Source organism: Shimwellia blattae DSM 4481 = NBRC 105725 (genome assembly GCF_000262305.1).
GTDB classification, from domain to species: domain Bacteria; phylum Pseudomonadota; class Gammaproteobacteria; order Enterobacterales; family Enterobacteriaceae; genus Shimwellia; species Shimwellia blattae.
On the sequence record NC_017910.1, the window covers coordinates 1,197,186 to 1,223,102 of the forward strand.

Genomic DNA, 25,917 nt, shown 5'->3' on the forward strand with positions numbered 1-25,917 from the left:
CTTGAGGTCCGAGTGTATTAATTTCAGATGCTATGGTGAGGTAATCTTCTGGTTAAACCTAAGCGCATCCCGGCCTGGTAAGATCCCTTTATTCACATTAAGGATAACCTTAATGAAAACATGTTTTCCTGCCCGCAAAGCGAATGGTGAACAATACGCCACCCTGGATGAAATGATGCAGCCGCTCTGTCAGGAGCCACACGGCTCCTGGCTGGCCGGAACGAATAATATGTGGCACGGGGGGATCCACATCACCCGTAAGAGTGCTCCTGGCTCTGTGCTGACAAACGAGACGGCAGATACTGCGGTGCCGCTTCAGTTTATGGCGGGCGGTGAGGTGGTGGCCTGGCGTATTAACCGGGACTATCTGACCGGTAAATACATTAATAACCCGCTGCAGTATTCCGGTACGTTTGTGCTGGTTAAATCCACCTGTACCCCGGATCCCGGAAAGAAGGATAACAGCCTCGATTTTTACGCGCTGTATATCGGGCTTGCTCCGCTGTCGGCCTTTCCGGAACACCGGCTGTATCAGGTTACTGAGAAGGGGGACAGGCTGAGTCAGCGTGAATATACCGGAAAAGAAAAAGACGGAGATAAGGCTCCGGTTGCGAATAATAAGCTGAAAACGGGCGACAGGGTTATTGTGCTGCGTGAGATCACCTTCAGGCTGAAGGGGCGGGCGCAGACGTTCGGGCTTGCCCGGATGCTGAACGGTAAATCCGAAATAACCGGTGTGGCGTTCTGGGTGTCGCTTGACCCGCAATATATGACACCTGCCGGTAAACAGAGGGCGCACCTGCCGGCCTGGATGCAGCAGGCTGTTACGCAGGGGGTTTTTGATACCGTCGTTAAACCGGTAACCAAAATGGAAGTTGCAGCTGGCGATGCTGTGGGTTACCTCGCGGAAGACATTGCCCCTGACGGCACGGGCGGCGTGGAGAAAAGTGCGTTCGCACATATTGAAGTACTGAGCACCGACAGCCGGATGATCGATTTTCTGAGTAATAAGGCACAGGTGAAGAGCGGCCTGAAATACGTTCATATCCACCCGGAAAGCGCCATTTATAGCCGTTCCGGCGATACCTTCACCCGGACCCGAGGACAGGTGAAGCAAGATATTCACAAAATTATGCCGCAGGACAAATGCCGTCCGTTCACCGACAGCAGCGGTAAGCGCTGGTTTGATATCGGGGACGGGGCCTGGCTCAGCGAAGAGGATGTCGATGCCGATATCGGCCAGTACGACCTGATGGATTTGGGGTTCAGTACCTTCGAGGAGTTGCCCATATCCGATATGACGAAGTCCCTGCATGGGGGGTGGATTAAGGACGGATTCACCAGAATAGCGGAGTGGGTACGGCCTGAGCGCGGTATCCGGGAAAAACGGGTCTCAGACTACTACAAAGCCCTGCTGCGGAAAATGGACAATGATAACAGTGGCGATCTTTCCGGTGATGAGCTGCGTCATGCGGTGAATTACGAGGAGCTGGATGTCAGGGATATCGTGGCGCGAATGGTGGTCAGGCACGACAGTGAGTGGTTCGGAGGCAGCAGCCACCACCGCTGGAGAGCGTTTTTAACGCAGCTGGATCCGCTGTGTGTCAGTTACGTCAGAAAGTGGTTTGACGATATGGAATGGATGAGTCAGGTGGAGGGATTCAGCAGCGGTGAGCCTGTCTGGCATATGCATCCGGTGGTGTTTTTGTCAGCATTGAAAGATACTGCATGTGACTGTGAATTAAAATATGCTGATAAATTCAAAGTAACAAGATATGGTACTCATTATGGGCCTATCTATAGCGGGACAATTTCTTTGGATAAATATCCTCGCTGGGAGGAACTATTGAAATCAGGTGAGATCACTGAGAATGAAAAAGATATTCTTATCGCAATGTCTCAAAATGAAGGAAATATGGATGCGATTCAATCGTACGATAGCGAGGTTATAACTGCAGGGGCTATGCAGAAGACTGTAAAAGATGGTGCTGGATTAGAAGGAAAAGGGGAGCTATCTGCTCAGATCGCGGCATTCAGAGATGCTCATTCAGATTTATATATTGCCCATGCTGTCAATTGTGGTTGGACTGTAGAGGGGCGTGGTACATCTTCTATTGTGTATTATAGTGATACGGAATTGACCGGCGGCAAAAAAATAACTGCAACGGAGCTTAAATATCTGATTAGAAATGGATGCAGTGAAACAACATTTAGAAAAATTATTTACAATAAGCCGCTGGCTGCATTAGTTAAGCTAATATCTCTTCCGGAATATCTGGATTTACAACTCATTGATTTTGTTAAACGGCTTCATTATGCAGAAAACGGTTCTGTGGGTAATGGGCTTAAAATTAAAGATTATGCAAAAAGTAATTTTGGACGGGCATTAGTTTTAGATGAGTCTGTTAATAGACCAGCTAATGTCACAGCGGATTTTAAAAAAGCAATCAAGAATTTTCATTCCCATAATCCATCAATAAATCCTGATCCAAAAATGTGGGGGGCTCAGCATGAAAGAAATGAAAGTTTATTATTGGATGAATATAGACTAACACGACGAATGACTGACTCTACTAAAAGATATAATCAATTGAAGGCGAAATTATGAAGAATGATTTTCTATTTGTGTTTATGATATTTGTTGCCGTTTGTAATTTTGCTTATGCTGATATAGAGGTAAAGTCTCAAAATGGGAATTCGATTATTTTTAGTCAGCCTAAATATGGTAATAATATTGATCCGGATGCATGGAGTAAATTGATATTTAGTCAAGGTGGTAAGAAAATAGATCTTAGTCGTGCTGAACGATACTATACAGAAGATGGCTCTAGCAAGGTGTCACCTAGTGGCAGCTATCTTGTTGTTAATAGTGTTGCTGGAGATGTTCTTGATTTTGGTAACGGCACTAAACAGTATGCAAGTAAAGCATATTGTAGTGTGATTGATATGCGCAATGGGTGCATTGTAAGTGATTGGGATGGTGAAGTTTGTAGTTATCAATGGACTAAAGGTAAAGATATTCTTGCTAGTTCTGATGATAGTGATGCAGACACTTTTGATTTTCTTACTATGAAACCTTCTGTAAAACGGATTAAAAATTCATATTCAACCCTTAAAGTAATGGATGCCAGTAACTTGATGCGTTGTGATAAAGTTAGTAACGAAAATGTTGACGATTACCAGACTTTATTAAAAGAAAACGAGGAAGTAAGACCGGTAGTTCAGCGTAGTATATTAAATTACATTAATAAGTTAGAGATATCATCATCAATTAGTGTAAGTAAATCATATTTATATTCATCTCCTGATGAAAGTTCAATAACTAAAACTTACTTAGTTACTGGAGATAAAGTGAAAATCATTCAGTTATCACCAGATAAAAAATGGATGGAAATAGGCTATATTAGCCATAGGGGTAACCCGTTGGTTAAATGGGTAAAATCAGATAATATAAAATGATTCCAATGGATAATATGAAAAATAATTCTAACTCGCATTCTTTTTATGTGTGGTGAAATAATCCCTATAAATATACAAACGGGAGATTTTATTCCTAATTGGATATCTCAAATAAAAATTCAGGGGATGCGGTAAAAGTTCAGAACAATACCTAAAATTTTTGAAACCGTATGAGCTCGATAAGCGTTCAGCACTAATGGCAACCTCTTGGGGCAAGTTTCAAATTCTTGCGTCAAATTATAAGGCGGCAGGCTATTCGTCACCAGAGGAGTTTGTGAGATCGATTTCAAAGTCAGAAAAAAATCAATTAGCAGCCTTTGTTAATTTTATTAATTCTGATCCTGTGCTTTTGAAAGCAATCAGAAATAAAGATTGGCTTGCTTTTGCATTGAGATTTAATGGGCCTAGACAGAATGGATACGATTTAAGAATGAGAGGTAATTATGAAAAAAATAAATAGTATCTTGTTAATAAGTGGATTGCTATTCTTGTCTTCCTTCGCATTGGGTGCTGAGACTTATTTTTCATGTTCAACATCGAAGGGTGAACTATCCTTGCAGTCTGATAACGATCAGTTGGTATATGAGATGAAAAATGCCAGCGGCAATGTATTTTTATTTTCATCTCCATCTTACAGTGATTTTTTATATAATCATTACTCGAGGTTTCAAACTGATTATATGAATGTGGTGTTTACTAAAAATAATTTCAAATATACTATCTTCAGTAACTATGAGGATGGAGATAGCACTAAAGGGATTACCGTCACTAATTTAAAAAACAATAAAGAATATACTTATAAATGTAAAGTGGATGGTGTGGATAAACTTTCTGATTTAATTGGTAAGATTCAGTGCAATAAAGATAGCTCTCTTGGGTGTCAGTAATAATGCTGTTTATATGATTGATTTTCAGGATGCAGTTAATTATATGAATAGTGGTGCGCAGCTTAGTTCGAAATAAATTCATGCGCTAAATAATTTTAAATACCAACGTAGTCACTACAAAACTTACTTCGGGGGGTTTCTTTGTTTAGACTTATTTTACTCGTTTCTGTTTTTTATAATATGAGTGCTTATGCGGCTAAATAGCTGCGCGGAGTAGTAGATCACTTTGATAGAACTCAGCCCGGATTGTGCGATCTGAACAATCGCCAAATCAAAACAAATCACCAACCGGACTGAGCGATGCCGATCATAGCACCAATTCCCCGTGACGAACGACGCCTGATGCAGAAAGCAACCCATAAAACGCACGATAAAAACTATGCTCGGCGGCTCACCGCCACAGAACATAAACTATTTGGGCTGATATATCCAGCCTATGTGCTCAGAGCCAAAGGGAATTATAAAACTAAAACTCATGGAATAGCTGGTGCTCTGCCATGGGATAGTTTAGAGCAAAAAATTCAGGATATACTTGTTGATTTCATATATCAGGGTTTTAGTGGTGAAAGCCCAATGAGGGCTGGGATGAGTAATAGTCGTCAGGAGTTGATTTCATATATAGAAAATAATACAACAATTTCTAGCTATGAAAATGGGCGTCATAAAGCAAATTACTTAAGAGGTCAATACATGTCAGTAATTAAAGTATTTGTTTTTGGCTTGTCATTTTTGATATCTATTCCAGTATTAGCAGACGATGCTTGCTCTGCGAAAAGTGAAACTCAATCCATTGATTCTTGCTATGCAGAATTGAAAAGTGACTCTGAAAAACGTCTTAATGATGAATATATCGCATTCAAAAAACGAATAGCTGAGAATTATTTAACGGATAAGGATATGTCTGATCGCTACTTATCTAATTTATTGTCGGTGCAAAGGAATTGGTTGAAGTATAGAGATCAGCAGTGCGCTATGGAGTCACTATTTGCTGACTCAGGATCCCAAGCCAACGTAACGTTAGTCAATAAATGTATTTCTCGCATTGATGAGCAACGGATTAAAGAAATGCAATCCTTACCTTATTAAAAATTCCGCCTGGAAGATAAGTGTCAGGAAGAGCATTTCAAGCTCGCGACACCTTTTGGCAAGACGCAACTCAACGGCGGTGGATCCAGTATCACGCTGGATAAGGGCGGCATTCTGGAAGAAACCCAGGGTGATTACCTGGTCAGGTCTGCACATTACCGCTCACCGATGGCCGGTGGCAGCATGGATATCACGCCGCCGCAGTTCAGCCAGACGAGCGCCAGTGTGACGCCCTCCAGAACACGTCATATCCCTTCACGTTAAGGATAACCGAAATGAAAATCTGTTTTCCTGCCCGCAAAGCGAATGGCGAACATTACGCGACGGTGGATGAGATAATGACGTGGCTTTTTCAGGAGCCACACGGCTCCTGGCTGGCCGGAACGAATAATATGTGGCACGGGGGGATCCACATTACCCGTAAGAGTGCCCCCGGTTCCGTGCTGACAAACGAGACGGCAGATACTGCGGTGCCGCTTCAGTTTATGGCGGGCGGTGAGGTGGTGGCCTGGCGTATTAACCGGGACTATCTGACCGGTAAATACATTAATAACCCGCTGCAGTATTCCGGTACGTTTGTGCTGGTTAAATCCACCTGCACCCCGGATCCCGGAAAGAAGGATAACAGCCTCGATTTTTACGCGCTGTATATCGGGCTTGCTCCGCTGTCGGCCTTTCCGGAACACCGGCTGTATCAGGTTACTGAGAAGGGGGACAGGCTGAGTCAGCGTGAATATACCGGAAAAGAAAAAGACGGAGATAAGGCTCCGGTTGCGAATAATAAGCTGAAAACGGGCGACAGGGTCATTGTGCTGCGTGAGATCACCTTCAGGCTGAAGGGGCGGGCGCAGACGTTCGGGCTTGCCCGGATGCTGAACGGTAAATCCGAAATAACCGGCGTGGCGTTCTGGGTGTCGCTTGACCCGCAATATATGACACCTGCCGGTAAACAGAGGGCGCACCTGCCGGCCTGGATGCAGCAGGCTGTTACGCAGGGGGTTTTTGATACCGTTGCCAGACCTGCCGCTACATTCGAGGTTGCAGCAGGCGATGCTGTGGGTTACCTCGCGGAAGACATTGCCCCTGACGGCACGGGCGGCGTGGAGAAAAGTGCGTTCGCACATATTGAAGTGCTGAGCACCGACAGCCGGATGATCGATTTTCTGAGCAATAAGGCACAGGTGAAGAGCGGCCTGAAATACGTTCATATCCACCCGGAAAGCGCCATTTATAGCCGTTCCGGCGATACCTTCACCCGGACCCGAGGACAGGTGAAGCAAGATATTCACAAAATTATGCCGCAGGACAAATGCCGTCCGTTCACCGACAGCAGCGGTAAGCGCTGGTTTGATATCGGGGACGGGGCCTGGCTCAGCGAAGAGGATGTCGATGCCGATATCGGCCAGTACGACCTGATGGATTTGGGGTTCAGTACCTTCGAGGAGTTGCCCATATCCGATATGACGAAGTCCCTGCATGGGGGGTGGATTAAGGACGGATTCACCAGAATAGCGGAGTGGGTACGGCCTGAGCGCGGTATCCGGGAAAAACGGGTCTCAGACTACTACAAAGCCCTGCTGCGGAAAATGGACAGTGATAACAGTGGTGATCTTTCCGGTGATGAGCTGCGTCATGCGGTGAATTACGAGGAGCTGGATGTCAGGGATATCGTGGCGCGAATGGTGGTCAGGCACGACAGTGAGTGGTTTGGTGGCAGCAGCCATCACCGCTGGAGAGCGTTTTTAACGCAGCTGGATCCGCTGTGTGTCAGTTACGTCAGAAAGTGGTTTGACGATATGGAATGGATGAGTCAGGTGGAGGGGTTCAGCAGCGGTGAGCCTGTCTGGCATATGCATCCGGTGGTGTTTTTGGATTCAGTTAGAAATAAATCTACTATCCATATAACTTCAAGCATGCTTTATAAAGTCTTTAATGGTTTAAAATCACCTGCAAAGTTTTCCTTTATTCAGGAGATCGCAGATGAGATTAACAATCATACAACGGAATATAAATTGGATACTGTTTTGAGAGTTAGCCATTTTTTCGCACAGATAAGGGAAGAAATGGGAAGCACAGCAAGTCCATTTGAAGTTCTTAATTATAGCGAAGAGGGTTTAAAGGCTAATTTTAGCTATTTTAGATCTCATCCTGAAGAAGCAAAGAAATACTCATATACGAAAGTTAATGGAAAAATCACGAAACATGCAAATGAGATTGCTATTGCTGATAGAGTTTATGCTAACAGATTAGGGAATGGAAGTGTTTCGTCAGGTGATGGAAGTACATACCGAGGTAGAGGTGGTATTCATCTTACAGGAAAAGTAAATTACCAGGGTTTTTCCGATTACTATAAAAAGAACTGGGGCACCGATGTTGATTTTATAAACAATCCATCAATGCTTGAGAAAGGGACCTATTGCGTACGCTCTGCTGTTTACTTCTGGCTCCGTGAAAAACTTTATGAACTTGCTGATCAGGGTGATACGGGAGCAGTAGTAGATAAAATCACGGCAAAAGTAAATCTTTATACAACTAGCTATGAAAAACGACGCGGACATTTTGAAAAAATCAAATCAACTAACGTCTTTGCTGATGCGTTTTAATTGATTCAAAATCGAGGTGGAACGATGACTGAAATTAAAGTTGCTTTTTGTTTATTTACACTATTCCTGAGTGCTTCAATTCAAGCTGCATACATGCCATATGTCGTAAGAAATTATGAAGGTTATATCGGGGAATATCCCGTGCATTTGTCTCTTCAGTTTTATGACTTTGGGGGGGAAGTAAATGTAGAGGGGAGCTACTATTACGATAATCACAGGTCACTCATTCCTCTATATGGCGTAAACGAATCAAGTTCAATTATATTATGTGAGGCTGTCAGCGATGAAAGTTTCGAAAAATATATTGTTCAAGGAGAGGGGGTTGATGTTTCAAAATGCCCTTTCAATCTAACACGGAACTCAACTGGTTTTCTTGGTGAGTGGCGTAATGAACGGTTAGCTTTAAAAGTAGATTTAAAGGAGACGGTTCAAGTTAGTGATGGTGTTATAAATGGAAGTGCTAAGGTATTGGATATTCCATTTTGGGGGCAGACTAAACAACATGGTTTCATTGGTCTTTATGAAGCGAGTGCTGATGGTATTGTAATTAACAAAGTAAATGTTATTGATAAGAAAAGTGGTAAGTTAATACAGGTCATCAACCCGCAGATGAATGGTTGTGAATTTGGTTCGTATATGACATCTATCTTTCAAAATATAGAAAGCGATGGCTCTCAAATTCGATTGAATTGTTACAGTACTGGGCCTGATGTGAGTGTTAATTATAAACTCAATACGCAGACCTCACGTTACGATGTTGTTACTGAGCGATAAAGGTAAGTCGTCAATTTTTGATGGCAATGGCAATTTTTTATAGAGGTTGTAGATGCTAAGAAAAATGGCATGTGTATTCTTTCTGTTATTTTTTTTCTGGACATTCCTTTGCGAAAGGTTTTGATTGCAATTTGATAAATTGGTTGCGCATACACTCTCTGAAACCAATGTTGATATACGCTATCACTCTCATACTTTAAATGATGTTGTATGGTCAACAGCTGTTCAACATGACCATTTAAATAATATGGTTATTAATGCTATAAAAACTGTTGGTGGTGATGTTTCAGAATCTAAGGAATATGATCGCAAATTAATTACTGCTATCTATGATGGGCGAGGACGGAAAAATGATGATGGTAATCTGACATATTTGTCAAAAAACTCAAAAAAGGTACAGGATGGTGTCAGCGGTCGTTTCATTAGTGAGAAAAAAGAGGCACTAGGGAGATTAAAAGATGAGAGTGATTACTAGTATATTGGTGCTGTTGTTTTCGTTGAACACAAATGCAAACGTGAAGATCTATGAAAATGATACTTCAATTTTAGGTTTAGAACAGACAGGGGATAGAACAAAAATTTCTTCTACTCTGTATGGGGGAAGCGATCAATCAGGTGAATCATCTCCAGCTAATTGTGTAGTAAAATATATATTAGAAGATGAAGGTGTGAATTTTAAAGGCAGGTTAATTCCATTTTCAACTGATGGTATGAGTTATTCAGTCGATAATAAAATAATGGCATCATTTGAACCAGTGGGAAATGTAATGACTTATGTTTCAGATAGGCCACTGGATGTATGTCCAATGGCGACTGATTTTGTAGGGGATTATGACTTAGTAAGTGATAAAACAGCTAAGTATAAATCTTATTTTGATATTTTAATTAAGCTCAATTATACAAATGCACTAAAGGTTTTTCGTTTAAGGGGTGTTTCTTCTGCTATTGACCTTATTGAACCTTATGTACAGCAGTCTATTCATAATGATTATTATTACGCAGATGTTTTTAATGATTACGGATTTTTATTGCAGCAGGCTGGTAGAAATGTAGATGCAGTGACTGTTCTAAATATTGTAGTGAAGAATACACCGAAACGCGCGGTCGCCTATCTTAATATTGCTGATGCATATTGGGCATCAGGAGATGTAACCAAGTCTTCGCAAAACTACAAAGAATATATTAAGTTAATGAAAATTTCTCACAACAATAAAATACCTAAAAGAGCTATTGATAGAAGTAAGTGAAGATTGTTTTTAGGTGTTGTAAATCAATAAGATATGATAGGTTGATGAGGTGATAATAGAGATGCTGTTGTCGGTGACGGTCCTCGCTATAAAAAATGGGACACTGATTCAGTTAACATAGTTTGACGTTTCTCCAGTTACTCTGTCGTGGATTGTGTTGCTAATTCTGAGTCGGTTTCATCGGTGATGAGTTATGCAATTAAAGCATCTTGTTGGTTTTGGCGTAATAATGGTGGTATTAACAAAAAGTATGGTGCTAAAGGAGATATTAATATTTTAATTGATAATGAGAAAAATAATATTGAATTAATTACTCTTGCTGTCAATGGTGGTCGAAATGGCTTAGCGGAAAGACAGCAGTATTTCGATGCAATTAAAAAAGAATGGGGGTTGGAATAATGGCAAGTAAAAAAATAACAATACTTCTCATGCTAAGTTTAATCGGTATCAGTATAGATAGTTATGCATCTGATTGCACTGTCAGTATATGTGATGGGATGAAGTTGCCTGCTTCTTCTAAAATATTTATAGAAAAGGGTTATGCAGACATTGAAGTTAAAATATTAAATAATAAAAAATATGTTTTTCTTAGTAGTGAAGGAGATATTAATAAATGCTCAGTTATTTTTAATGTTCAAAATAATAAAATAGAAAGCCCTCCTGTTGCTGGTGAAGATGGGAAGTTGTGCAATGTGTCAGCTATAAATAACTATGTTGTAAGTTCCTATCGAGATCAAGGGATATGGATTAATGATGTTTATAAGGTTTTATCAGGGAAACCATGGACTCTACTTTTTTCTGATTTTTGCGCTGACTGTCAGCAGGTAAAGCGGGTTTATTATAAAAACGGTATACGAAGTTTTCAGGAGTTGATGTCAGAAGGTGATGATTACTCAGCCAGGAGACCTTTGAATGGTATTGTGTTGGTTAAGAAAGTTTTTTTGTATTCACGACCTGATGAGCAATCGAAAACAAAGGAATATTTAGTAAAGGGTGATTTATTTAATCTTTCTGATATGTCCGATAATGGTTTTTTTTATCAAATTGAATATACAGCATCATCTGGGGAAAAAGTATCGTATTGGATCAGGTCCGACGATTTTGAATTGAATTGAATTGAATTGAATTGAATTGAATATATATGAAAGGATAATAGTACTTATTGTAGACGCTATTTATAGCCGTTCCGGCGATACCTTCACCCGGACCCGAGGACAGGTGAAGCAAGATATTCACAAAATTATGCCGCAGGACAAATGCCGTCCGTTCACCGACAGCAGCGGTAAGCGCTGGTTTGATATCGGGGACGGGGCCTGGCTCAGCGAAGAGGATGTCGACGCAGATATCGGCCAGTATGACCTGATGGATTTGGGGTTCAGTACCTTCGAGGAGCGGCCCATATTCGATATGACGAAGTCCCTGCATGGAGGGTGGATTAAGGACGGATTCACCAGAATAGCGGAGTGGGTACGGCCTGAGCGCGGTATCCGGGAAAAACGGGTCTCAGACTACTACAAAGCCCTGCTGCAGAAAATGGACAGTAATAACAGTGGCGATCTTTCCGGTGATGAGCTGCGTCATGCGGTGAATTACGAGGAGCTGGATGTCAGGGATATCGTGGCGCGAATGGTGGTCAGGCACGACAGTGAGTGGTTTGGTGGCAGCAGCCACCACCGCTGGAGAGCGTTTCTAACGCAGCTGGATCCGCTGTGTGTCAGTTATGTCAGAAAGTGGTTTGACGATATGGAATGGATGAGCCAGGTGGAGGGATTCAGCCGCGGTGAGCCTGTCTGGCATATGCATCCGGTGGTGTTTTTGGATTCGATAAATGATAAAACATTTTGTGCATGTAATCGCAATATAACAATTGATGAGTTGTGTCTGATAGCTCCAAAAGCTAAAAAAGAACTACTAGAGCAGTATATTTCAGCATTTAACGATGGTTTTGGAGAATTTCAAATAACAACTTGCCGAGAAAAAGCTCACTTTTTGGCCCAATGTTGCCATGAAAGTGGCGGGCTGCAGTTAACAAAAGAAATTGGAGGTGCGTATAAAAATTATGCCCCATGGTTTGGACGTGGTTTAATCCAACTTACATGGCAAGATGTATATGTGCGATATGGTGAGTATGTTGGGGAGGATTTTATATCTAACGATGCGGCTAGAAATAAAGTGGCAGAGTATCCACATTGTGTCAAATCAGCGTTTTGGTTTTATTGTATAAATAAAAAAATATCAAAGTATGCGAAGCTTGATGATTTTAATATGGTTACTGCATTGATTAACGGTGGGTTTAACGGATACATAGAACGGCTTAAATATTTCAAAAATGCTGTCGGTGTTTTAAACGCAGAACATTTATCATCAAAGATGATAGATAGTGTATTTTTGTTTGAAGATAGTGAAATATATAACTATCGAGTATATGCTTACAGTTGGGGGCGTTATCATGATCCTCTTCAGGTTAGACTTGTTGGGACTGATAAAAATAAATCAGAAGCACTTAAAGCCTATCAAAGGGCATTGACCTTATATCAGAATAAAAATGATATGCGAAAAGTTAATGCTATTAATGAAAAACTTGATGCATTGCGCTAGTTTCATTCAATTATTCGAGATTTAGTCATTATGAAAAAAATCATACTAGCAATATCTATATTTTTTACCTCCTATATTTTAGCATCTGATATAAAACCTGTTCCGTTTGTCGGGGTTAAAAGTGAGAGCGCAGAGTATTCTGCTATTTGCAATTATGTCAAAAAATATTGTGGTAAAAATAATCATGATAAAATATGGAAGAAGAAAAATAACCCAGATGAGATTTTCATAGTTACATCATCACGGATTCTGGTGAGAATCAAAAGTGGCGCAGGGTATTCAGTATCTCAAGTGTGGGATTTTAGTGACTATACTATGAAAGATAGTCTTGATGATGATGGGGAAGATTTATCAGATAGCGGTATTAATATTTTTCCCGCCTTATACCCATTGAGTGAAACTAAAAATGCAGTTGCGCTGGTTCAGAAATGGTCTACTTCTTACTCGGGAGGGGGTAAGGAGATGGACCTTGCTGATTTTATCATGCTAAATGAGGATGGAACATACAAGACTGTATTTTCTAAAATACCATTTTATAGCAGGGAACGGATAAAAGCATGTTTTTCTGATTCTGATTATGCCAAAAAATTACATTGCTATGATGAGAGTTGGAGTATTTTGGATATATCAATTATTGATAATGGCTCTGAGTTCTATTCATGGGAACTGATCACAACATCGTATAACTGGCCTGCGTTTGTAGATAAATCGAAAATGAAAAAAGACATCGATAAAAAGTTATTGTATCCCTTCAAAATGCTGGAAAATGCTTCGATAGGGTGATTCCTTCTTCACGTTAAGGATAACCGTAATGAAAATTTGTTTTCCTGCCCGCAAAGCGAATGGTGAACAATACGCCACCCTGGATGAAATGATGCAGCCGCTCTGTCAGGAGCCACACGGCTCCTGGCTGGCCGGAACGAATAATATGTGGCACGGGGGGATCCACATTACCCGTAAGAGCGCCCCTGGCTCTGTGCTGACAAACGAGACGGCAGATTCTGCGGTGCCGCTTCAGTTTATGGCGGGCGGTGAGGTGGTGGCCTGGCGTATTAACCGGGACTATCTGACCGGTTAATACATTAATAACCCGCTGCAGTATTCCGGTACGTTTGTGCTGGTTAAATCCACCTGTACCCCGGATCCCGGAAAGAAGGATAACAGCCTCGAGTTTTGGATGATCGGATGGCAAAACCATTAATAGCTAAAAAAGCATTTGGTCTGGAGTGATTATAGTGGGTAAAATACTACTACTGTCTTTTTGTGTGTTTCCATTTTTTTGCAATGCTTCCGAGGAGGTGAATGCTGAGTATACTATAACCTCCTTATATAGTGGCACGATAGGAAAAAGCAATATCACAATGAGTCTTACCGTTTCTGACGGGGTGATTTTTGGCGTTTATATATATAAAAAATTCAAAAGAAATATTTTTTTAAACGGAGCATTCTCGACAGATTCGGTTGTATTGAATGAAAATGTAGGCGGTAGTACTGCTGTGATGACTCTTAAACCTACAATGGATGGATATCAAGGTCAGTGGTGTGAGAAAAAATGTCTCCCTGTAACTCTGTTAAAGCATGATACCTTTAAAGATGGCCAGCTGGATAATGTAAAAATATCTGATTCTGAGCATGGCGATTACGAGTTAAAGATAACGTTTGAAGGAAATTTTGAAAATATATTATTATTGGATTCAATTGATACTCCGACTGTCGATTTTATAGATATTAATGGCGATGGTTTTTATGATGTAATTGTTCGGACTGACCATCGACCAAATAATGGAAGCCAAAGTGTATATATTTCAACTGATCAAGGCTTTGTGGAACAGAAGGAGTTAAGTGGTGTAAATGGAACATTAACATACAAACCACTCACTAAAAATATAGTGTTTGAATCAAAGGATGATTGTTGCGAGAAGTATAATAAGGTTGTTTATTCATTCAATAAAGGCAAACTGATTAAAATCAATGATATGTATTTTGATTATACAAGTGAGAAAGGATATTCTGAAAATGGTAATGAAGTTTCAAAAGCAATATTCGAATCTTATTGATTTTAAATGGTATAAAGAACATATATTCAAGGAATAATCCGGCTTGGTGATAAAGCTATCCATGGTGGTGAAGTACTGTCCTGTTCAACAACTATGTTTTTACATGATGTTGTATGGTCAATAGCCGTTCAATATGGCCCTTCAAATGATGATTGCCTAAAGGTGAATGTATGAAAAAGATATTGCTGGCTGTACTCTTTGCCACATCAAGTTCAATGGCTTGTATGACAGGCCATTGGGAAAAAATTGGTAAATCAAATTCATTTACTATAAGTCTTGTTCAGACAGGTAAACATGTAACAGGTAAGTATTGTTTTATTACAAATAATGGTAATCGTATAGATTGTGCTGAAAAAGATGATGATGACCATATCCATGGTGATGTGAAAGGTGGGATTGCAAATATTAAATTTGAAAGCACTTTTTATGGTGAAGGAACTGCAAGTGCGAAAATTAAAAACAACAAGTTGATTTATACAATAAAAGATAAAACACCTTTTATTAAAGCCAATATGTCAGTCCCTACAGTAATTGAATTCAATAAAAAGTAGAAATATTTTATTACTGTTTCCAAAGATTAATATGGCTGTATGTGGAAGCGATTTCTCTATTCAAATGCAAACGTGAAGATCTATGAAAATGATACTTCAATTTTAGATTTAGAACAGACAGTGGATAGAACAAAAATTTCTTTTACCCTGTATGGGGCGATATTCCAGTACGTTTGTGCTGGTTAAATCCACTTGTACCCCGGAGCCCGGAAATAAGGATAACAGCCTCGAGTTATGCGGGAGCAGTTGATGAGTTTTCAGATATAACTAACGGTGGCGTTTCTGGTCTTGTTAAAAGACGACAAAAAGAGCGTTCTTTATTTTTACAAGGCATTTATGATTCTTCACACTGATTCAAAACAAGGAATTAAAATGAATAATCATTTTTTAATATTAGCTTTGTTCATTATTTTGTTTGTTTTTAAAATATCATACGCGCAGGATGCTTTGAATAATTCCACTTGGGTATATGACAAAGTTTCAAATATTGATGTTTTTGGACACCATGACTCAAGCGCTATAGCGCATCTCACCGAGGAGTTTGAGAAGGTTACCATTAAAGAAGATGGTAAAAAATTGGCTGTTGAAAATGATTTCCTTGAAAGCAAAAAAGTATGCCTCACTGATTATGTCGAAGTGAAAAAGACACCTCTTTCATATTACTTGTCAAAAAACACCGTCAATATGTATAAGCAGGTGTATAAAAGTAGCAATATCCCATTGCCTAATGATATTTACCTTTTAACTTCGCTTTATCCGGGTAAGGAGTGTCCGCCACCTTATAGTGAGATGCTCAAAGTCGATAACTATCTGACAGTTACCAAACAAAACTATGTTTTGTTTTTTAAACGGCAAAGTAAAGACTTAAGTGAAAATGCAGGGCGTGTTGAACATAATAACTGGTCGAATTATTGCCATGACGACAAGGCAGGTCAAGAATTTGATGGATCATCTAAAGCGTCGTGCTCGTTCCCAAGTATGAATATAAATGACGCATATAATAAGCTCAAAGAAATTGATAAATCAGCTAACACATACTTGCGACCTGATTTGCCAACTAAAAACGTAACAAGTAAGATTGATTCCGGAGTGGTGGATTATAAATGGAGTGGGGGTGGGAATCTTAAAATTACTGTTGAAATGGAAAGCGAAACACAAAAATATTCATTCAAACAAGTTCCCGAGGGAACTAGTCTCATGGTTGAGACTGACTCGCAATATTAATTAGAAATAACCTAGAAACAGCAATTATTAACTAAAGGATGAATATGAAAGGAATAATCCGCCTCGGTGACAAAACTACCCATGGAGGAGCAGTGTTGTCCTGCTCAACAACCATGTTTTTTGGTGATATCGGTGTGGCCCGTATAGGTGATCGCGTTTCCTGCCCTGTGCATGGAGATACCACTATCGTCGAAGGTAACCCAAATTACCGCGATCGGGGTGTTCCTGTGGCGTTCCACGGTCACAAGTGTGGCTGCGGCTGCACGCTTATCAGCTCGCTGCCTGATGCTCTGGTGGGGTAAACGTGCCGGTTGAACTTGAGCGCATCCCCGCACGGGAGAAATTGCCACCTCTCCCGAATTTTAAACGCTGGCTGCTCCTGGGCATTGTAATGCTGCTGGCCGGGGCTGCGGCCACATTCCTGTACTGGAAGGGCGAGCATTCAGGTGCAGCGTTCTGGGGGCTGGCAACAGGACTGCCTGTTGTGTTGTGGGGCCTGCTGATTGTCGGGCGTTATTTGGGCTATGTGTTGCTGTGCAGGCGGAGTGAGAAAAAAAATGCCACGACTGCTGCCCGGTTCCAGGCAGACATTGCGCGCGGGCAGCGTTTTGCCTGGCTTATCGGCGAAGTCCTGATTAACGGGTTGGGGCCCGACAGTCCGACGACGCATAAGGCCGTGTTAGCCAAAAAGCCCCTGATGATGCCCTGTGAACCTGTCAATGGTGGCAACCCGGTTCGTCACCGGGCGCTGGCGGTAACCGGAGAAATGGCTGACCGGGAAGCGCATTATCTCCCGGGAATAACAGCCCACGTTCAGAATCTGGTGGCGTTGCTACCGCCGTCTCTGGCCTGCTATCTGGCGGTGGATACCGGTGAACAGTTTTTGACATTGCCGTCTTTCCTGCAAAAAAGCGTGCCCCATCCGCTGGTGCGTATCCGCGATCTGACGGGGCTGGAACTCCTCGACTACTGGCTGGACTGCCACTATGACCGCGCTGCTGCGTTACTGGTGGTCAGCGCTCAGCTTTACGAACACCCGCCAGAGGACAGTGGTGAAGCCATTTCCGTGCTACTGCTGACCAACTGTCGTCTGAAGAATATCCCGGATGTATCGGTCAGGGTTCACCGGCCGCAGATTTGCCGTGATGGCAATATCGGCCGGGCATTTGAGCGCATCATGATGTGGTCCGGACTGGAAAAAACGGCACTGCAGCAGGCATGGACCAGTGGTGGTCAGATGGTCTCCGGCGACATTTTCAGCAAGGCCCGGGAGGCACATGCCCCGGGGCTTAACGCAGAGAAAATTAAGCATATTGATACGGTTGCCGGGTTTGCGGGTGTTGCTGCTCCCTGGCAGGCGTTACAGCTGGCAACCCGCCAGTGCCTGAGCGACAGTCAAGCGCAGCTTATTGTCACGGAACTGGCTGAAGACAACCGACAACTCTGTATTGTCACACCAGAATAACTTTCAAGGGATTGCTCTCCTCCGTTATGAAAATATTATCCACCTTTCTGCTTGCGCTGCTCCTGGGCGCATTATCTGTCTGCCTTATTGGCGGCGCACTCTGGTTTTATCCTGAGTGGGTTAAGGACACCTTCAACACAGGCCCGTTCAGCACGACCGGCATAGTGATCATCAGCCTGCTGCTGATGCTGGCGGCGCTGATTATCGGTTGGGTACTTGAAACCGTATTTATGAAGAACGGTGAAAAGCAGGGAAAGCTGGATGTGATCACCTCCGGACAGCAGGCTGCTGCATCCCAGCCTGAAGCAAAGCATACCGACGCAGACACCTCCCGGTTTGTGGCTGAGGTGCTGGTCGATCACCTGCGTCTGCGTTACAGCCGCCGCTGGAAAGCCAAAGTCCGTTTGTTACTGGTGCAGGGCAGTGAAAGCGATATCGAAAAAGTGGTGCCGGGCCTTAAACGTGACCACTGGCAGGAGAGCGACGGGATTGTGCTTATTCACGGCGGCCTGCCGGAAAGCGTGCCTGATGATGAATTTCTGTCCGTCCTGAAAGACGTGCGCCCACAGCGACCGCTGGATGGCGTGGTGCAGGTGATGAATGCGGCTACACTGCCGGATACGGCGAGGCAGGATATCCTGGTACGTGTGCGGCAGAAGGCCGATACGTTGCTGGGCTGGCAGCTGCCGGTCTGGTTGTGGCTTGTCCGGGAAGGCACCTGGTTCCGTGACGGGGAGGGAGTGCCGCCGACAGGCGTCCTGTTCGGCCCGGGGGCGACAACGGAAGAGGCCCGCTCGGCACTGGCCACGCTCTCGTCGGAGCTGCAAACTCCCGGTGTGGCGGCACTGCTGGAGAATTCACAACATCACTGGCTGTTGAACCTGTCAAAAGCCCTGCGCGGCACGCTGCGACGCGACCTGGTGCCGCTGCTGACTACGCTGATGTCGGGGCCAGCCCCTTACCGACTGCGCGGAGTGATGCTCAGCCCGGCATTGCCGGGAACCGAAACGGTGCCACATGCGCGCCTGTCGCCACCGGTCTGGCAGGCACTTGAAAATGACAGCCTGCAGGTGCATGCCCGTAAAATCGGCTTCCACTGGCAAAAGGTGCTGCGTCTGGTGGTGCTGGGGCTGGTTCTTCTCTGGGGGGCAGGCACGTTGCTGTCGCTGTCCGTCAACCGCACTCAAATCTGGCTCGCTCAGGATACGGCACGGGTGGCGGCCGATACCCGGCAGCCTTTGCCGGATCGCCTGCGTAACCAGCTGGCCTTGCAGCAGACCATTGCCCGCCTGCAGAACCGTGAAGTACACGGTGCGCCGTGGTACACCCGCTTTGGCCTGAACCAGGACAGGGATACACTGAAGTTGCTCTGGCCTTTATACGCCCGTAACAGCCAGCAACTGATGCGCGATGCGCTGGCAGATGAACTTCACCGCCAGCTCAGCGCCTTTGTTCAGTTGCCTCCGGCAAGCAGCGCACGTACGTCTGCCACCCGGAAGACGTACAGCCTGCTTAAAGGTTACCTGATGCTGGCCCGTCCCGATAAAGCGGATGCAAACTGGCTTGCCGATAATATGCTGAAAACCTGGCCGCACCGCAGCAGCGTGCCGGACAGCGTATGGCAGACCCAGGCCCCGAAGCTGCTCGGCTTCTGGGCGCAGAACTTGCCGGCACACCCGGAGTGGAAAATCACCCCTGACCACGAAATAGTGAGCACGGTACGCCAGATTCTGCTCAGGCAGATTGGTCAGCGTAACGCGGAAAGCGGCCTGTATCAGGAGATGCTCGGGCGTATTGCCCGTAACTGGCCGGATTTAACCCTCGCGGACATAACCGGCGATACGGATGCTTCGTCCCTGTTCTCCTCTGAGGAAGTGGTGCCAGGGATGTTCACCCACCAGGCATGGGAAGAGCAGGTTGAAGATGCGATTGATGAGGTAGTGAAGGCCCGCCGTGATGAAATCGACTGGGTACTCACCGACAAAACCCATCAGCCAGGCGGTGATGTCTCACCGGAGATGCTGAAACAGCGCCTGACGGAGCGTTATTTTACTGATTTTGGCAACGCCTGGCTCAATATGGCCAACAGCATTCAGTGGCACGAAGCGGCCTCGCTCTCCGAAGCCATTGCCCAGCTGAATCTGCTGGCGGATGTTCGTCAGTCACCGCTGGTGGCGCTGATGAATACTCTTGCCTGGCAGGGACAGACCGGAACTAAAGGAGAGCGACTTGCAGACTCTCTGGTGGACTCGGCGAAAAAACTGGTCGGGCGTAAGAAGAGCGCTAAGCAGTTTATTGATCAGGCGCAGGGTCCAAAAGGGCCGCTCGACGGCGTGTTTGGCCCGCTCACGAGCCTGATGGCTGGTAAGGACGGTACCGGCTCGAACGGCAACCTCAGTTTCCAGTCCTGGCTTGCCCGTGTAACCCAGGTGCGACTCAAACTCCAGCAGGTAACCAGCGCTCCCGATCCCCAGGCGATGGCGCAGATGCTGGCTCAGACCGTCTTCCAGGGAAAAGCCATCGACCTGACCGACACCCGTGATTATGGTTCTCTGGTGGCGGCAAGTCTCGGGCAGGAGTGGAACGGATTCGGGCAGGCGCTGTTTGTGCAGCCGCTTGACCTGGCCTGGCGTCAGGTGCTGGCCCCGGCCGCAGGCAGCCTTAATGCCCGCTGGCAGAGCACCATTGTTTCGCAGTGGAACACCGCCTTTGCCGGACGCTATCCGTTCAAGGCCACCGGCAGCGATGCCTCCCTGCCGTTACTGGCCCAGTTCCTGCGGCGCGACTCCGGGCGCATTGCGGCGTTCATCAAAACTAACCTCGGCGGCATGCTGCATCAGGAGGGCAGTCACTGGGTGGTGGATCAGGCCGCCAGCCAGGGAATGCATATCAGCCCCGCGTTTCTTGTCGCCATTAATAAGATTGCCGATATCTCGGATATCGTCTTTGCTCAGGGCGATGCCGGGGTACATTTCGAGCTGATGGCCCGGCCATCACGCGATGTGGCCCGTACCCAGCTGACGCTTGATGGACAGAAACTGGATTACTTCAACCAGATGGAAAGCTGGCAGAGCTTCACCTGGCCGGGCAATACGTATTATCCGGGAGCCGACCTGAGCTGGCGCTCAACCAGCTCTGAAATGCGTCTCTATGCCAGCAACCAGGGCAACTGGGGCTTTATTCGACTGCTCGACAAGGCACAGATCACCCCGCTCGACAGCAGCCGCACCCAGCTGGTGTGGATCACCCCGGACGGCAGCCCGCTGAAATTTATCATGCGCAGCGAGCTCGGCGACGGGCCGCTGGCGCTGCTCGAACTGCAGGGCTTCAGCCTGCCGCAGACGATTTTTACCGTGGGTACAGTTGACAGCACATCCACGCTTGCCGGAGACGAATAAATGGTGACTGCAGAAACACTCCTGACCCTGTGTCTTCCGGATGCAGCCCGGCGTACCGCACTGATCGCACAGGCCCGGGAAAACCTCTCCCGGTGGTCGCCGTGGCTGACACCACTCCCGGGCGGTCATGGGGCCGGAAACGACCCGACCTATGAAGATGATTTCCAGCTGATGCGTGAGGAAATCAATAAGTTTTCCGGCACCGATACCGGGGTGCTGTGCCGCCTGGCGGAAAGCATTCTTACCCGCAGTGCGCGGGATATCCGGGTGGTGACCTGGTATATCCTGGCACGCCTGCTGCGTGATGGTGATGCGGGTCTGGCTGACGGTATCCTGCTGCTGACGGCAATGCTCAGCCAGGCCGGGGGGCACTGTCATCCGCAGCGCAGCGCCGCAAGGCTGGCTGCACTCGACTGGCTGAACAGTGAAAAAATGCTGGATGCATTCTCGCGATGGCCGGACGTGACGCGGGAAGATACCGCCAGAACGGCCGCAGCGCTGTGTCTGCTGGAGTCCGCGCTGGGATCTTTACCGGAGGTTGAGCGCCCTGCGTTTACCGCCCTGCTGCGGACCCTGGAAACCCGCCTTGCCGGTAGCGGTGGGCTGGATACGCCGGTGGCTTCATCAGGCCAGGATAATCCAGGTGAAAGCCCCCACAGCACACCGACACCGGGCGCTGCAGTGCCGGAGGCTGCTGTCGTCAAATCAGAAGTAGAGCTGGTACGCCAGCTGCGCGTGTTGTCCGGCTGGGTGGTAGAGCAGCCGCAGGGCTGGCTTGCCGCTCACCGGATGATGAAGGCCGCCCGCTGGGATCTGGTAACGCAACTGCCGGCGCTGGATGCGAGCGGCAGGACGCGTCTGCTGCCGCCGAAGGCCGACTACCGGGCTCAGCTGAAACGCCTGTACCTGCAGCAGAGCTGGACCGAACTGGTGGAGCAGGTGGATGTGATGTTCACTGAAGGTGGCAACCGCTTCTGGCTCGATTTGCAGTGGTATCTGTGGCAGGGGCTGAGCCGGGCTGGTGGGACGTGGGAACACTGGGCGGAGTACATACTCAGCGATCTGAGACTGTTGCTGAAACGCCTGCCAGGCCTGGAGACGCTTGCCTGGAACGATGGCACGCCCCTGGCCGATGAGGTGACGCTGAACTGGATAGCCGAAAAGGTCAACAATGAAATGTCCGGGTTTGCTGGTGAGCCTGCGGTGCTAAGCGGAGGCCAGACGGATGACATATTTGCGCTGGAAGCCGAGGCGATGGAAAAAGGTGACAACGATGGCCCGGAGGCCGCGCTGGCCTGGCTTCAGAATCGCCCGGATATGGCCTCACCCCGAAGCCGCTGGTTACTCCGTTTACTCATGGCCCGGGTGGCAGAGCAGTACGGGCGCAATGAGCTCGCACTGCACCTGCTCGGTGAACTTACCGGGAGCGCCCCACAGCTGACCCTCAGTGAGTGGGAGCCAGGGCTGCTGTTTGATGTGCAGGCCAGCCGTCTCCGGCTGTTGCGCCTGAAAGCCGGGCGCAGCGAGAGCGACAAAGCCCGTTTTGCGCCTGAAATGGACAGCCTGCTGGCCACGCTGATTGCCCTCGACCCGGCACGTGCGATGGTGCTGTGTGTGTAGGTTCGGCATTTGCTGGTCATTGTTCTGATGCTGCCTCCTTTCTTTTTGATGATTTCTACACTCAGGATGTTCGTCCATGGATGATTTAACCCTGCGCTACTATGAAGCCGAAATGCGCTATCTGCGCGAAGCTGGTAAAGAGTTTGCTCGCGCTCACCCCGACCGCGCGGCCATGCTTAACCTGGATAAAACCGGGGCCCGTGACCCGTATGTGGAGCGTCTGTTCGAGGGCTTCGCCTTTCTGATGGGCCGCCTGCGTGAAAAGCTCGATGATGACCTGCCGGAGCTGACCGAAGGGCTGGTGAGCCTGCTCTGGCCGCATTACATGCGCACCATCCCGTCGCTGTCGGTAGTGGCGTTCACGCCGGACTGGCGTCAGCTTCGCAAAATGGAAGTACTCGAAAACGGCTTTTCCGTCCTGTCGCGCCCGGTCGGCCCCGATAACACGGTCTGCCAGTATCGCACCACCCGTGACGTACCGCTGCAGCCGCTGCATCTGAGTGAGGCCCGCCTGCAAACTGAGCCCGATGGCCGGGCCGCTATTCGTCTGCGTTTCGAATGCCCGGATAAAGTGGACTGGGCGAAAGCCGGGATTGATAAGGTGGCTATTTACCTTGATGCTGACAGCCCGGTGGCTTCGGCCCTGCATCTGGCGCTGACACGTCGGGTGCAGGCGATGTATATCCGCCACAGTGAGACCCGCACCGGGCGGGTCCGCTTTGAGGGCTGGTGTAAACCCATGGGCTTTGATGACACTGACCGGCTGTGGCCGAAAGGGGATTCAGCGTTCAGTGGCTACCAGCTGTTGCTGGAGTATTTCAGCTTCCGCGAGAAGTTTATGTTTGTGGAGCTTAAAGGGCTGGAGCTTGCTGGCCTGAGCCAGAAAACCACCTGGTTTGAGACCGATATCGTGCTCGACGGCGGCTGGCCATCAGATATGCCGTTTGAGACCGATAATTTCCGCCTGCACTGTGCGCCGGTGATTAACCTGTTCTCACTGGAAGCGGATCCGCTGACGCCCGATCCGCTGCAGAACGAATACCTGCTGCGCCCGATGCGCGTGCAGGACGGGCATACGGAAATCTACAGTGTGGACACTATCCACGGTGCGGTGAAGAATGGCAAACACCCGTACGTACCATTCACCAGTTTCCGCCACCGTGGTGGCATGATGCGCCATGACGCGCCGGAGCGTTATTTCCATACCCGTGTTAAGCGCGGACCTTCGGGCCTTTATGACACATGGCTTATCCTGGGCGGCAAGTCATTCGAGATGGAGCAGTTGTCTCAGGCCCCGGAGTCGCTCTCTATCCGCATCACCGGCACCAACGGCCAGCTGCCGCGCCGCTCACTGGAAAGTACGCTACTTGACCGGGTGGTGAAGGCGGGAAAGGTGCCGGTCAGGGTCCTGAACCTGACGGTGCCGACGCTGCCGATTTACCCGCCAGCAAACGACCGCTTCCACTGGCGGGTGATGAGCCACCTGGGCTCCAGTTTCTTAAGCATGATGGATAACCCGGAAGTGCTGCGCGGCACCCTGGCACTGTACGACTGGACGGATGACGAGATGAACCGCCGTCGTCTGGAGGCGATTGTGGCGGTGAAACACACCCTGATCCGCCGCTTTGAGCAGGGCTTTATGCTGCGCGGGGTTGATATCGAAATCACCCTTAACGCGGACAATTTTGCCGGAGAAGGCGATGTCGCTCTGTTTGGCGAAATGCTGCACCGCTTCTTTGCCCTCTATGCCGATGTCCACCTCTTTAACCAGCTCACACTGGTGCTGCAACCGACAGGGAAACGACTGCGATGGAAAGAGAATCACAGCCAGCACATTCCGGGCTGACGAAGCGGCTGAGCGGCCACATCTGGCGGATTAATTTTTACCGCTTCTGCCAGCTTCTGGAGCAGGAAAAACCGGATGCGCCGAAGCTCGGCAGCACCGAAAAACTCGCTGCCGACCCGGTGCGTTTTCGCCCGTGGCCGGGCATGGGGTTCCCGGTCAGTGAACTGAAGGCGGTCGAAACCGATGAGGACCACACGGACCTGTCGCCGACGGTGCGCACCACTTTTCTCGGGATGTATGGCGTGGATTCGCCACTGCCGACCGCCTGTCTCGACGATATTGCGCAGCGCCGGGAAGGGCATGAAGCCACCACCGCGTTCCTTGATATCTTCAGCCACCGTATCCACACCCAGTATTACCGTATCTGGCGCAAATACGCTTACCCGGCAACCTTCGAGGCAGGCGGTGTGGATGACACGTCTCAGTGCCTGCTGGGGCTGGTTGGCCTTGGTATTCCGGGTACGGCAGAGCAGGTGGCTACACCGGTTTCCCGCTTCCTGGCGCTACTGGGCACCATGCGGCTGCCAACCCGAAACGCCGAAGGCATCCGCCAGCTGGTGAGCCTGCTGGCCCCGGATACCCGGGCCACGGTTATCAGCCCGGATCCGGTGAAAGTTCCTGTAGAGAATCGCAGCGGGCTCGGTAAAGGACACCGGGTTTCCCTGTCACAGCGCGCCACGCTCGGCAGAACCGGGAAAGAAGCCTGCAGCCGTATCCTGCTGATGCTGGCAACCGACAACCCACAAGAGGCACAGGGCTGGCTGCCCGGCGCTCAGCTGCACACTGACCTGATGGTACTGCTGCGGGTGTACATGGGTTACCGCTCTGATGTACGCCTTCGCCTCACTGTACCGGTAAGCTGCCTGCCTGAACCGCGTCTGGGTAAGACAAGCCAGGTACAACTGGGGCGCACCGGTGTACTGGGCCTGAAGCGGGGCCGCCCTGCGACCTGCACGCACCTGACCGTAAGCCTTGGCACCTGTGAAGGCCTGTCCTGCGAGACTCTGCGGCCGGCACAACCCGGTGGCTACCGTTTCGACTGATATCCCGACCTACAACACATTCAATACGCCCCTGTTTCTGAAAGCTGAAAAGGACACCC

General features: G+C 47.3%; 22 protein-coding genes and 2 pseudogenes. All 24 read left to right on the plus strand.

The genetic code is table 11. From position 1 onward, the window contains the following. Window positions 1–112 precede the first annotated feature (112 nt). The 24 genes and pseudogenes from EBL_RS20800 (at window position 113) to tssG (ending at window position 25,858) form a co-directional block, all read left to right on the plus strand. Window positions 113–2,608: a penta-EF hand family protein gene (locus tag EBL_RS20800; protein ID WP_014715906.1), complete on the plus strand. Its 2,496-nt coding sequence runs from the start codon at window positions 113–115 to the stop codon at window positions 2,606–2,608. Then, the gene (locus tag EBL_RS19685) at window positions 2,605–3,459 is read left to right on the plus strand and encodes a hypothetical protein (protein ID WP_002445535.1); all 855 of its coding nucleotides are present in this window, start codon (window positions 2,605–2,607) and stop codon (window positions 3,457–3,459) included. The genes EBL_RS20800 and EBL_RS19685 overlap by 4 nt, the downstream gene beginning before the upstream one ends. A 160-nt stretch (window positions 3,460–3,619) precedes the next feature. Further along, window positions 3,620–3,919: an N-acetylmuramidase domain-containing protein gene (locus EBL_RS19690; protein WP_071840825.1), complete on the plus strand. Its 300-nt coding sequence runs from the start codon at window positions 3,620–3,622 to the stop codon at window positions 3,917–3,919. Continuing rightward, window positions 3,903–4,346: a hypothetical protein gene (locus EBL_RS05575; protein ID WP_002445539.1), complete on the plus strand. Its 444-nt coding sequence runs from the start codon at window positions 3,903–3,905 to the stop codon at window positions 4,344–4,346. The genes EBL_RS19690 and EBL_RS05575 overlap by 17 nt, the downstream gene beginning before the upstream one ends. A 300-nt stretch (window positions 4,347–4,646) precedes the next feature. Beyond that, window positions 4,647–4,745: pseudogene (locus EBL_RS20805) on the plus strand (hypothetical protein); the annotation flags it as partial. A 291-nt stretch (window positions 4,746–5,036) separates the two neighbouring features. Beyond that, entirely contained in the window at window positions 5,037–5,432 is a 396-nt protein-coding gene (locus EBL_RS20810) for a lysozyme inhibitor LprI family protein (protein WP_232001964.1), read from the plus strand. A gap of 275 nt (window positions 5,433–5,707) precedes the next feature. After that, window positions 5,708–8,035 carry a hypothetical protein gene (locus tag EBL_RS05585; protein ID WP_014715907.1) on the plus strand — a complete coding sequence of 776 codons (2,328 nt, stop codon included), beginning with the start codon at window positions 5,708–5,710 and terminating at the stop codon, window positions 8,033–8,035. A 24-nt stretch (window positions 8,036–8,059) separates the two neighbouring features. Continuing rightward, entirely contained in the window at window positions 8,060–8,809 is a 750-nt protein-coding gene (locus EBL_RS05590) for a hypothetical protein (RefSeq protein ID WP_002445170.1), read from the plus strand. 124 nt (window positions 8,810–8,933) lie between these two features. Then, window positions 8,934–9,284 (plus strand): VgrG-related protein, encoded by a 351-nt coding sequence (locus tag EBL_RS19700; RefSeq protein WP_002445169.1) that lies wholly within the window; start codon window positions 8,934–8,936, stop codon window positions 9,282–9,284. After that, a complete protein-coding gene (locus tag EBL_RS05595) occupies window positions 9,268–10,056 on the plus strand; it encodes a tetratricopeptide repeat protein (protein ID WP_002445167.1) in 789 nt (262 codons plus the stop codon). Before EBL_RS19700 ends, EBL_RS05595 begins: the two co-directional genes overlap by 17 nt. Before the next feature lie 186 nt (window positions 10,057–10,242). Next, window positions 10,243–10,455: a hypothetical protein gene (locus EBL_RS05600; protein ID WP_002445165.1), complete on the plus strand. Its 213-nt coding sequence runs from the start codon at window positions 10,243–10,245 to the stop codon at window positions 10,453–10,455. Then, complete coding sequence (locus EBL_RS19705) at window positions 10,455–11,171, plus strand: hypothetical protein (RefSeq protein WP_002445164.1); 717 nt, start codon at window positions 10,455–10,457, stop codon at window positions 11,169–11,171. The genes EBL_RS05600 and EBL_RS19705 overlap by 1 nt, the downstream gene beginning before the upstream one ends. A 103-nt stretch (window positions 11,172–11,274) precedes the next feature. Beyond that, the gene (locus EBL_RS05605) at window positions 11,275–12,654 is read left to right on the plus strand and encodes a hypothetical protein (RefSeq protein WP_014715910.1); all 1,380 of its coding nucleotides are present in this window, start codon (window positions 11,275–11,277) and stop codon (window positions 12,652–12,654) included. A gap of 30 nt (window positions 12,655–12,684) precedes the next feature. Beyond that, window positions 12,685–13,437 (plus strand): hypothetical protein, encoded by a 753-nt coding sequence (locus EBL_RS05610; protein WP_002445160.1) that lies wholly within the window; start codon window positions 12,685–12,687, stop codon window positions 13,435–13,437. Between the two features lie 28 nt (window positions 13,438–13,465). Continuing rightward, window positions 13,466–13,837: pseudogene (locus EBL_RS05615) on the plus strand (hypothetical protein); the annotation flags it as partial. 178 nt (window positions 13,838–14,015) lie between these two features. Beyond that, window positions 14,016–14,711 carry an FG-GAP repeat protein gene (locus EBL_RS05620; protein ID WP_002445156.1) on the plus strand — a complete coding sequence of 232 codons (696 nt, stop codon included), beginning with the start codon at window positions 14,016–14,018 and terminating at the stop codon, window positions 14,709–14,711. 170 nt (window positions 14,712–14,881) lie between these two features. Further along, window positions 14,882–15,262 carry a hypothetical protein gene (locus EBL_RS05625; RefSeq protein WP_002445154.1) on the plus strand — a complete coding sequence of 127 codons (381 nt, stop codon included), beginning with the start codon at window positions 14,882–14,884 and terminating at the stop codon, window positions 15,260–15,262. Window positions 15,263–15,634: 372 nt separating this feature from the next. Continuing rightward, a complete protein-coding gene (locus tag EBL_RS05630) occupies window positions 15,635–16,486 on the plus strand; it encodes a hypothetical protein (protein ID WP_002445152.1) in 852 nt (283 codons plus the stop codon). A 44-nt stretch (window positions 16,487–16,530) separates the two neighbouring features. Further along, window positions 16,531–16,788 carry a PAAR domain-containing protein gene (locus EBL_RS05635; protein WP_002445150.1) on the plus strand — a complete coding sequence of 86 codons (258 nt, stop codon included), beginning with the start codon at window positions 16,531–16,533 and terminating at the stop codon, window positions 16,786–16,788. A 2-nt stretch (window positions 16,789–16,790) separates the two neighbouring features. After that, on the plus strand, window positions 16,791–17,951 hold the full coding sequence (locus EBL_RS05640; RefSeq protein ID WP_002445149.1) for a hypothetical protein: 1,161 nt from the start codon (window positions 16,791–16,793) through the stop codon (window positions 17,949–17,951). Between the two features lie 26 nt (window positions 17,952–17,977). Continuing rightward, on the plus strand, window positions 17,978–21,349 hold the full coding sequence (locus tag EBL_RS05645; RefSeq protein WP_014715913.1) for an ImcF-related family protein: 3,372 nt from the start codon (window positions 17,978–17,980) through the stop codon (window positions 21,347–21,349). Then, entirely contained in the window at window positions 21,350–22,969 is a 1,620-nt protein-coding gene (gene tssA, locus EBL_RS05650) for a type VI secretion system protein TssA (RefSeq protein ID WP_002445145.1), read from the plus strand. Window positions 22,970–23,045: 76 nt separating this feature from the next. Further along, window positions 23,046–24,815: a type VI secretion system baseplate subunit TssF gene (tssF, locus tag EBL_RS05655; RefSeq protein ID WP_002445143.1), complete on the plus strand. Its 1,770-nt coding sequence runs from the start codon at window positions 23,046–23,048 to the stop codon at window positions 24,813–24,815. Further along, window positions 24,779–25,858, plus strand: coding sequence for a type VI secretion system baseplate subunit TssG (gene tssG, locus EBL_RS05660; RefSeq protein WP_002445141.1), 1,080 nt, complete (start codon window positions 24,779–24,781; stop codon window positions 25,856–25,858). Before tssF ends, tssG begins: the two co-directional genes overlap by 37 nt. Window positions 25,859–25,917 lie beyond the last annotated feature (59 nt).

Coding starts and splice junctions, on each gene's coding strand:
- EBL_RS20800 (WP_014715906.1), top strand. CDS start 113: ATGAAAACATGTTTTCCTGCCCGCAAAGCGAATGGTGAACAATACGCC.
- EBL_RS19685 (WP_002445535.1), top strand. CDS start 2,605: ATGAAGAATGATTTTCTATTTGTGTTTATGATATTTGTTGCCGTTTGT.
- EBL_RS05575 (WP_002445539.1), top strand. CDS start 3,903: ATGAAAAAAATAAATAGTATCTTGTTAATAAGTGGATTGCTATTCTTG.
- EBL_RS20810 (WP_232001964.1), top strand. CDS start 5,037: ATGTCAGTAATTAAAGTATTTGTTTTTGGCTTGTCATTTTTGATATCT.
- EBL_RS05585 (WP_014715907.1), top strand. CDS start 5,708: ATGAAAATCTGTTTTCCTGCCCGCAAAGCGAATGGCGAACATTACGCG.
- EBL_RS05590 (WP_002445170.1), top strand. CDS start 8,060: ATGACTGAAATTAAAGTTGCTTTTTGTTTATTTACACTATTCCTGAGT.
- EBL_RS05595 (WP_002445167.1), top strand. CDS start 9,268: ATGAGAGTGATTACTAGTATATTGGTGCTGTTGTTTTCGTTGAACACA.
- EBL_RS05600 (WP_002445165.1), top strand. CDS start 10,243: ATGAGTTATGCAATTAAAGCATCTTGTTGGTTTTGGCGTAATAATGGT.
- EBL_RS19705 (WP_002445164.1), top strand. CDS start 10,455: ATGGCAAGTAAAAAAATAACAATACTTCTCATGCTAAGTTTAATCGGT.
- EBL_RS05610 (WP_002445160.1), top strand. CDS start 12,685: ATGAAAAAAATCATACTAGCAATATCTATATTTTTTACCTCCTATATT.
- EBL_RS05620 (WP_002445156.1), top strand. CDS start 14,016: ATGAGTCTTACCGTTTCTGACGGGGTGATTTTTGGCGTTTATATATAT.
- EBL_RS05625 (WP_002445154.1), top strand. CDS start 14,882: ATGAAAAAGATATTGCTGGCTGTACTCTTTGCCACATCAAGTTCAATG.
- EBL_RS05630 (WP_002445152.1), top strand. CDS start 15,635: ATGAATAATCATTTTTTAATATTAGCTTTGTTCATTATTTTGTTTGTT.
- EBL_RS05635 (WP_002445150.1), top strand. CDS start 16,531: ATGAAAGGAATAATCCGCCTCGGTGACAAAACTACCCATGGAGGAGCA.
- EBL_RS05645 (WP_014715913.1), top strand. CDS start 17,978: ATGAAAATATTATCCACCTTTCTGCTTGCGCTGCTCCTGGGCGCATTA.
- tssA (WP_002445145.1), top strand. CDS start 21,350: ATGGTGACTGCAGAAACACTCCTGACCCTGTGTCTTCCGGATGCAGCC.
- tssF (WP_002445143.1), top strand. CDS start 23,046: ATGGATGATTTAACCCTGCGCTACTATGAAGCCGAAATGCGCTATCTG.
- tssG (WP_002445141.1), top strand. CDS start 24,779: ATGGAAAGAGAATCACAGCCAGCACATTCCGGGCTGACGAAGCGGCTG.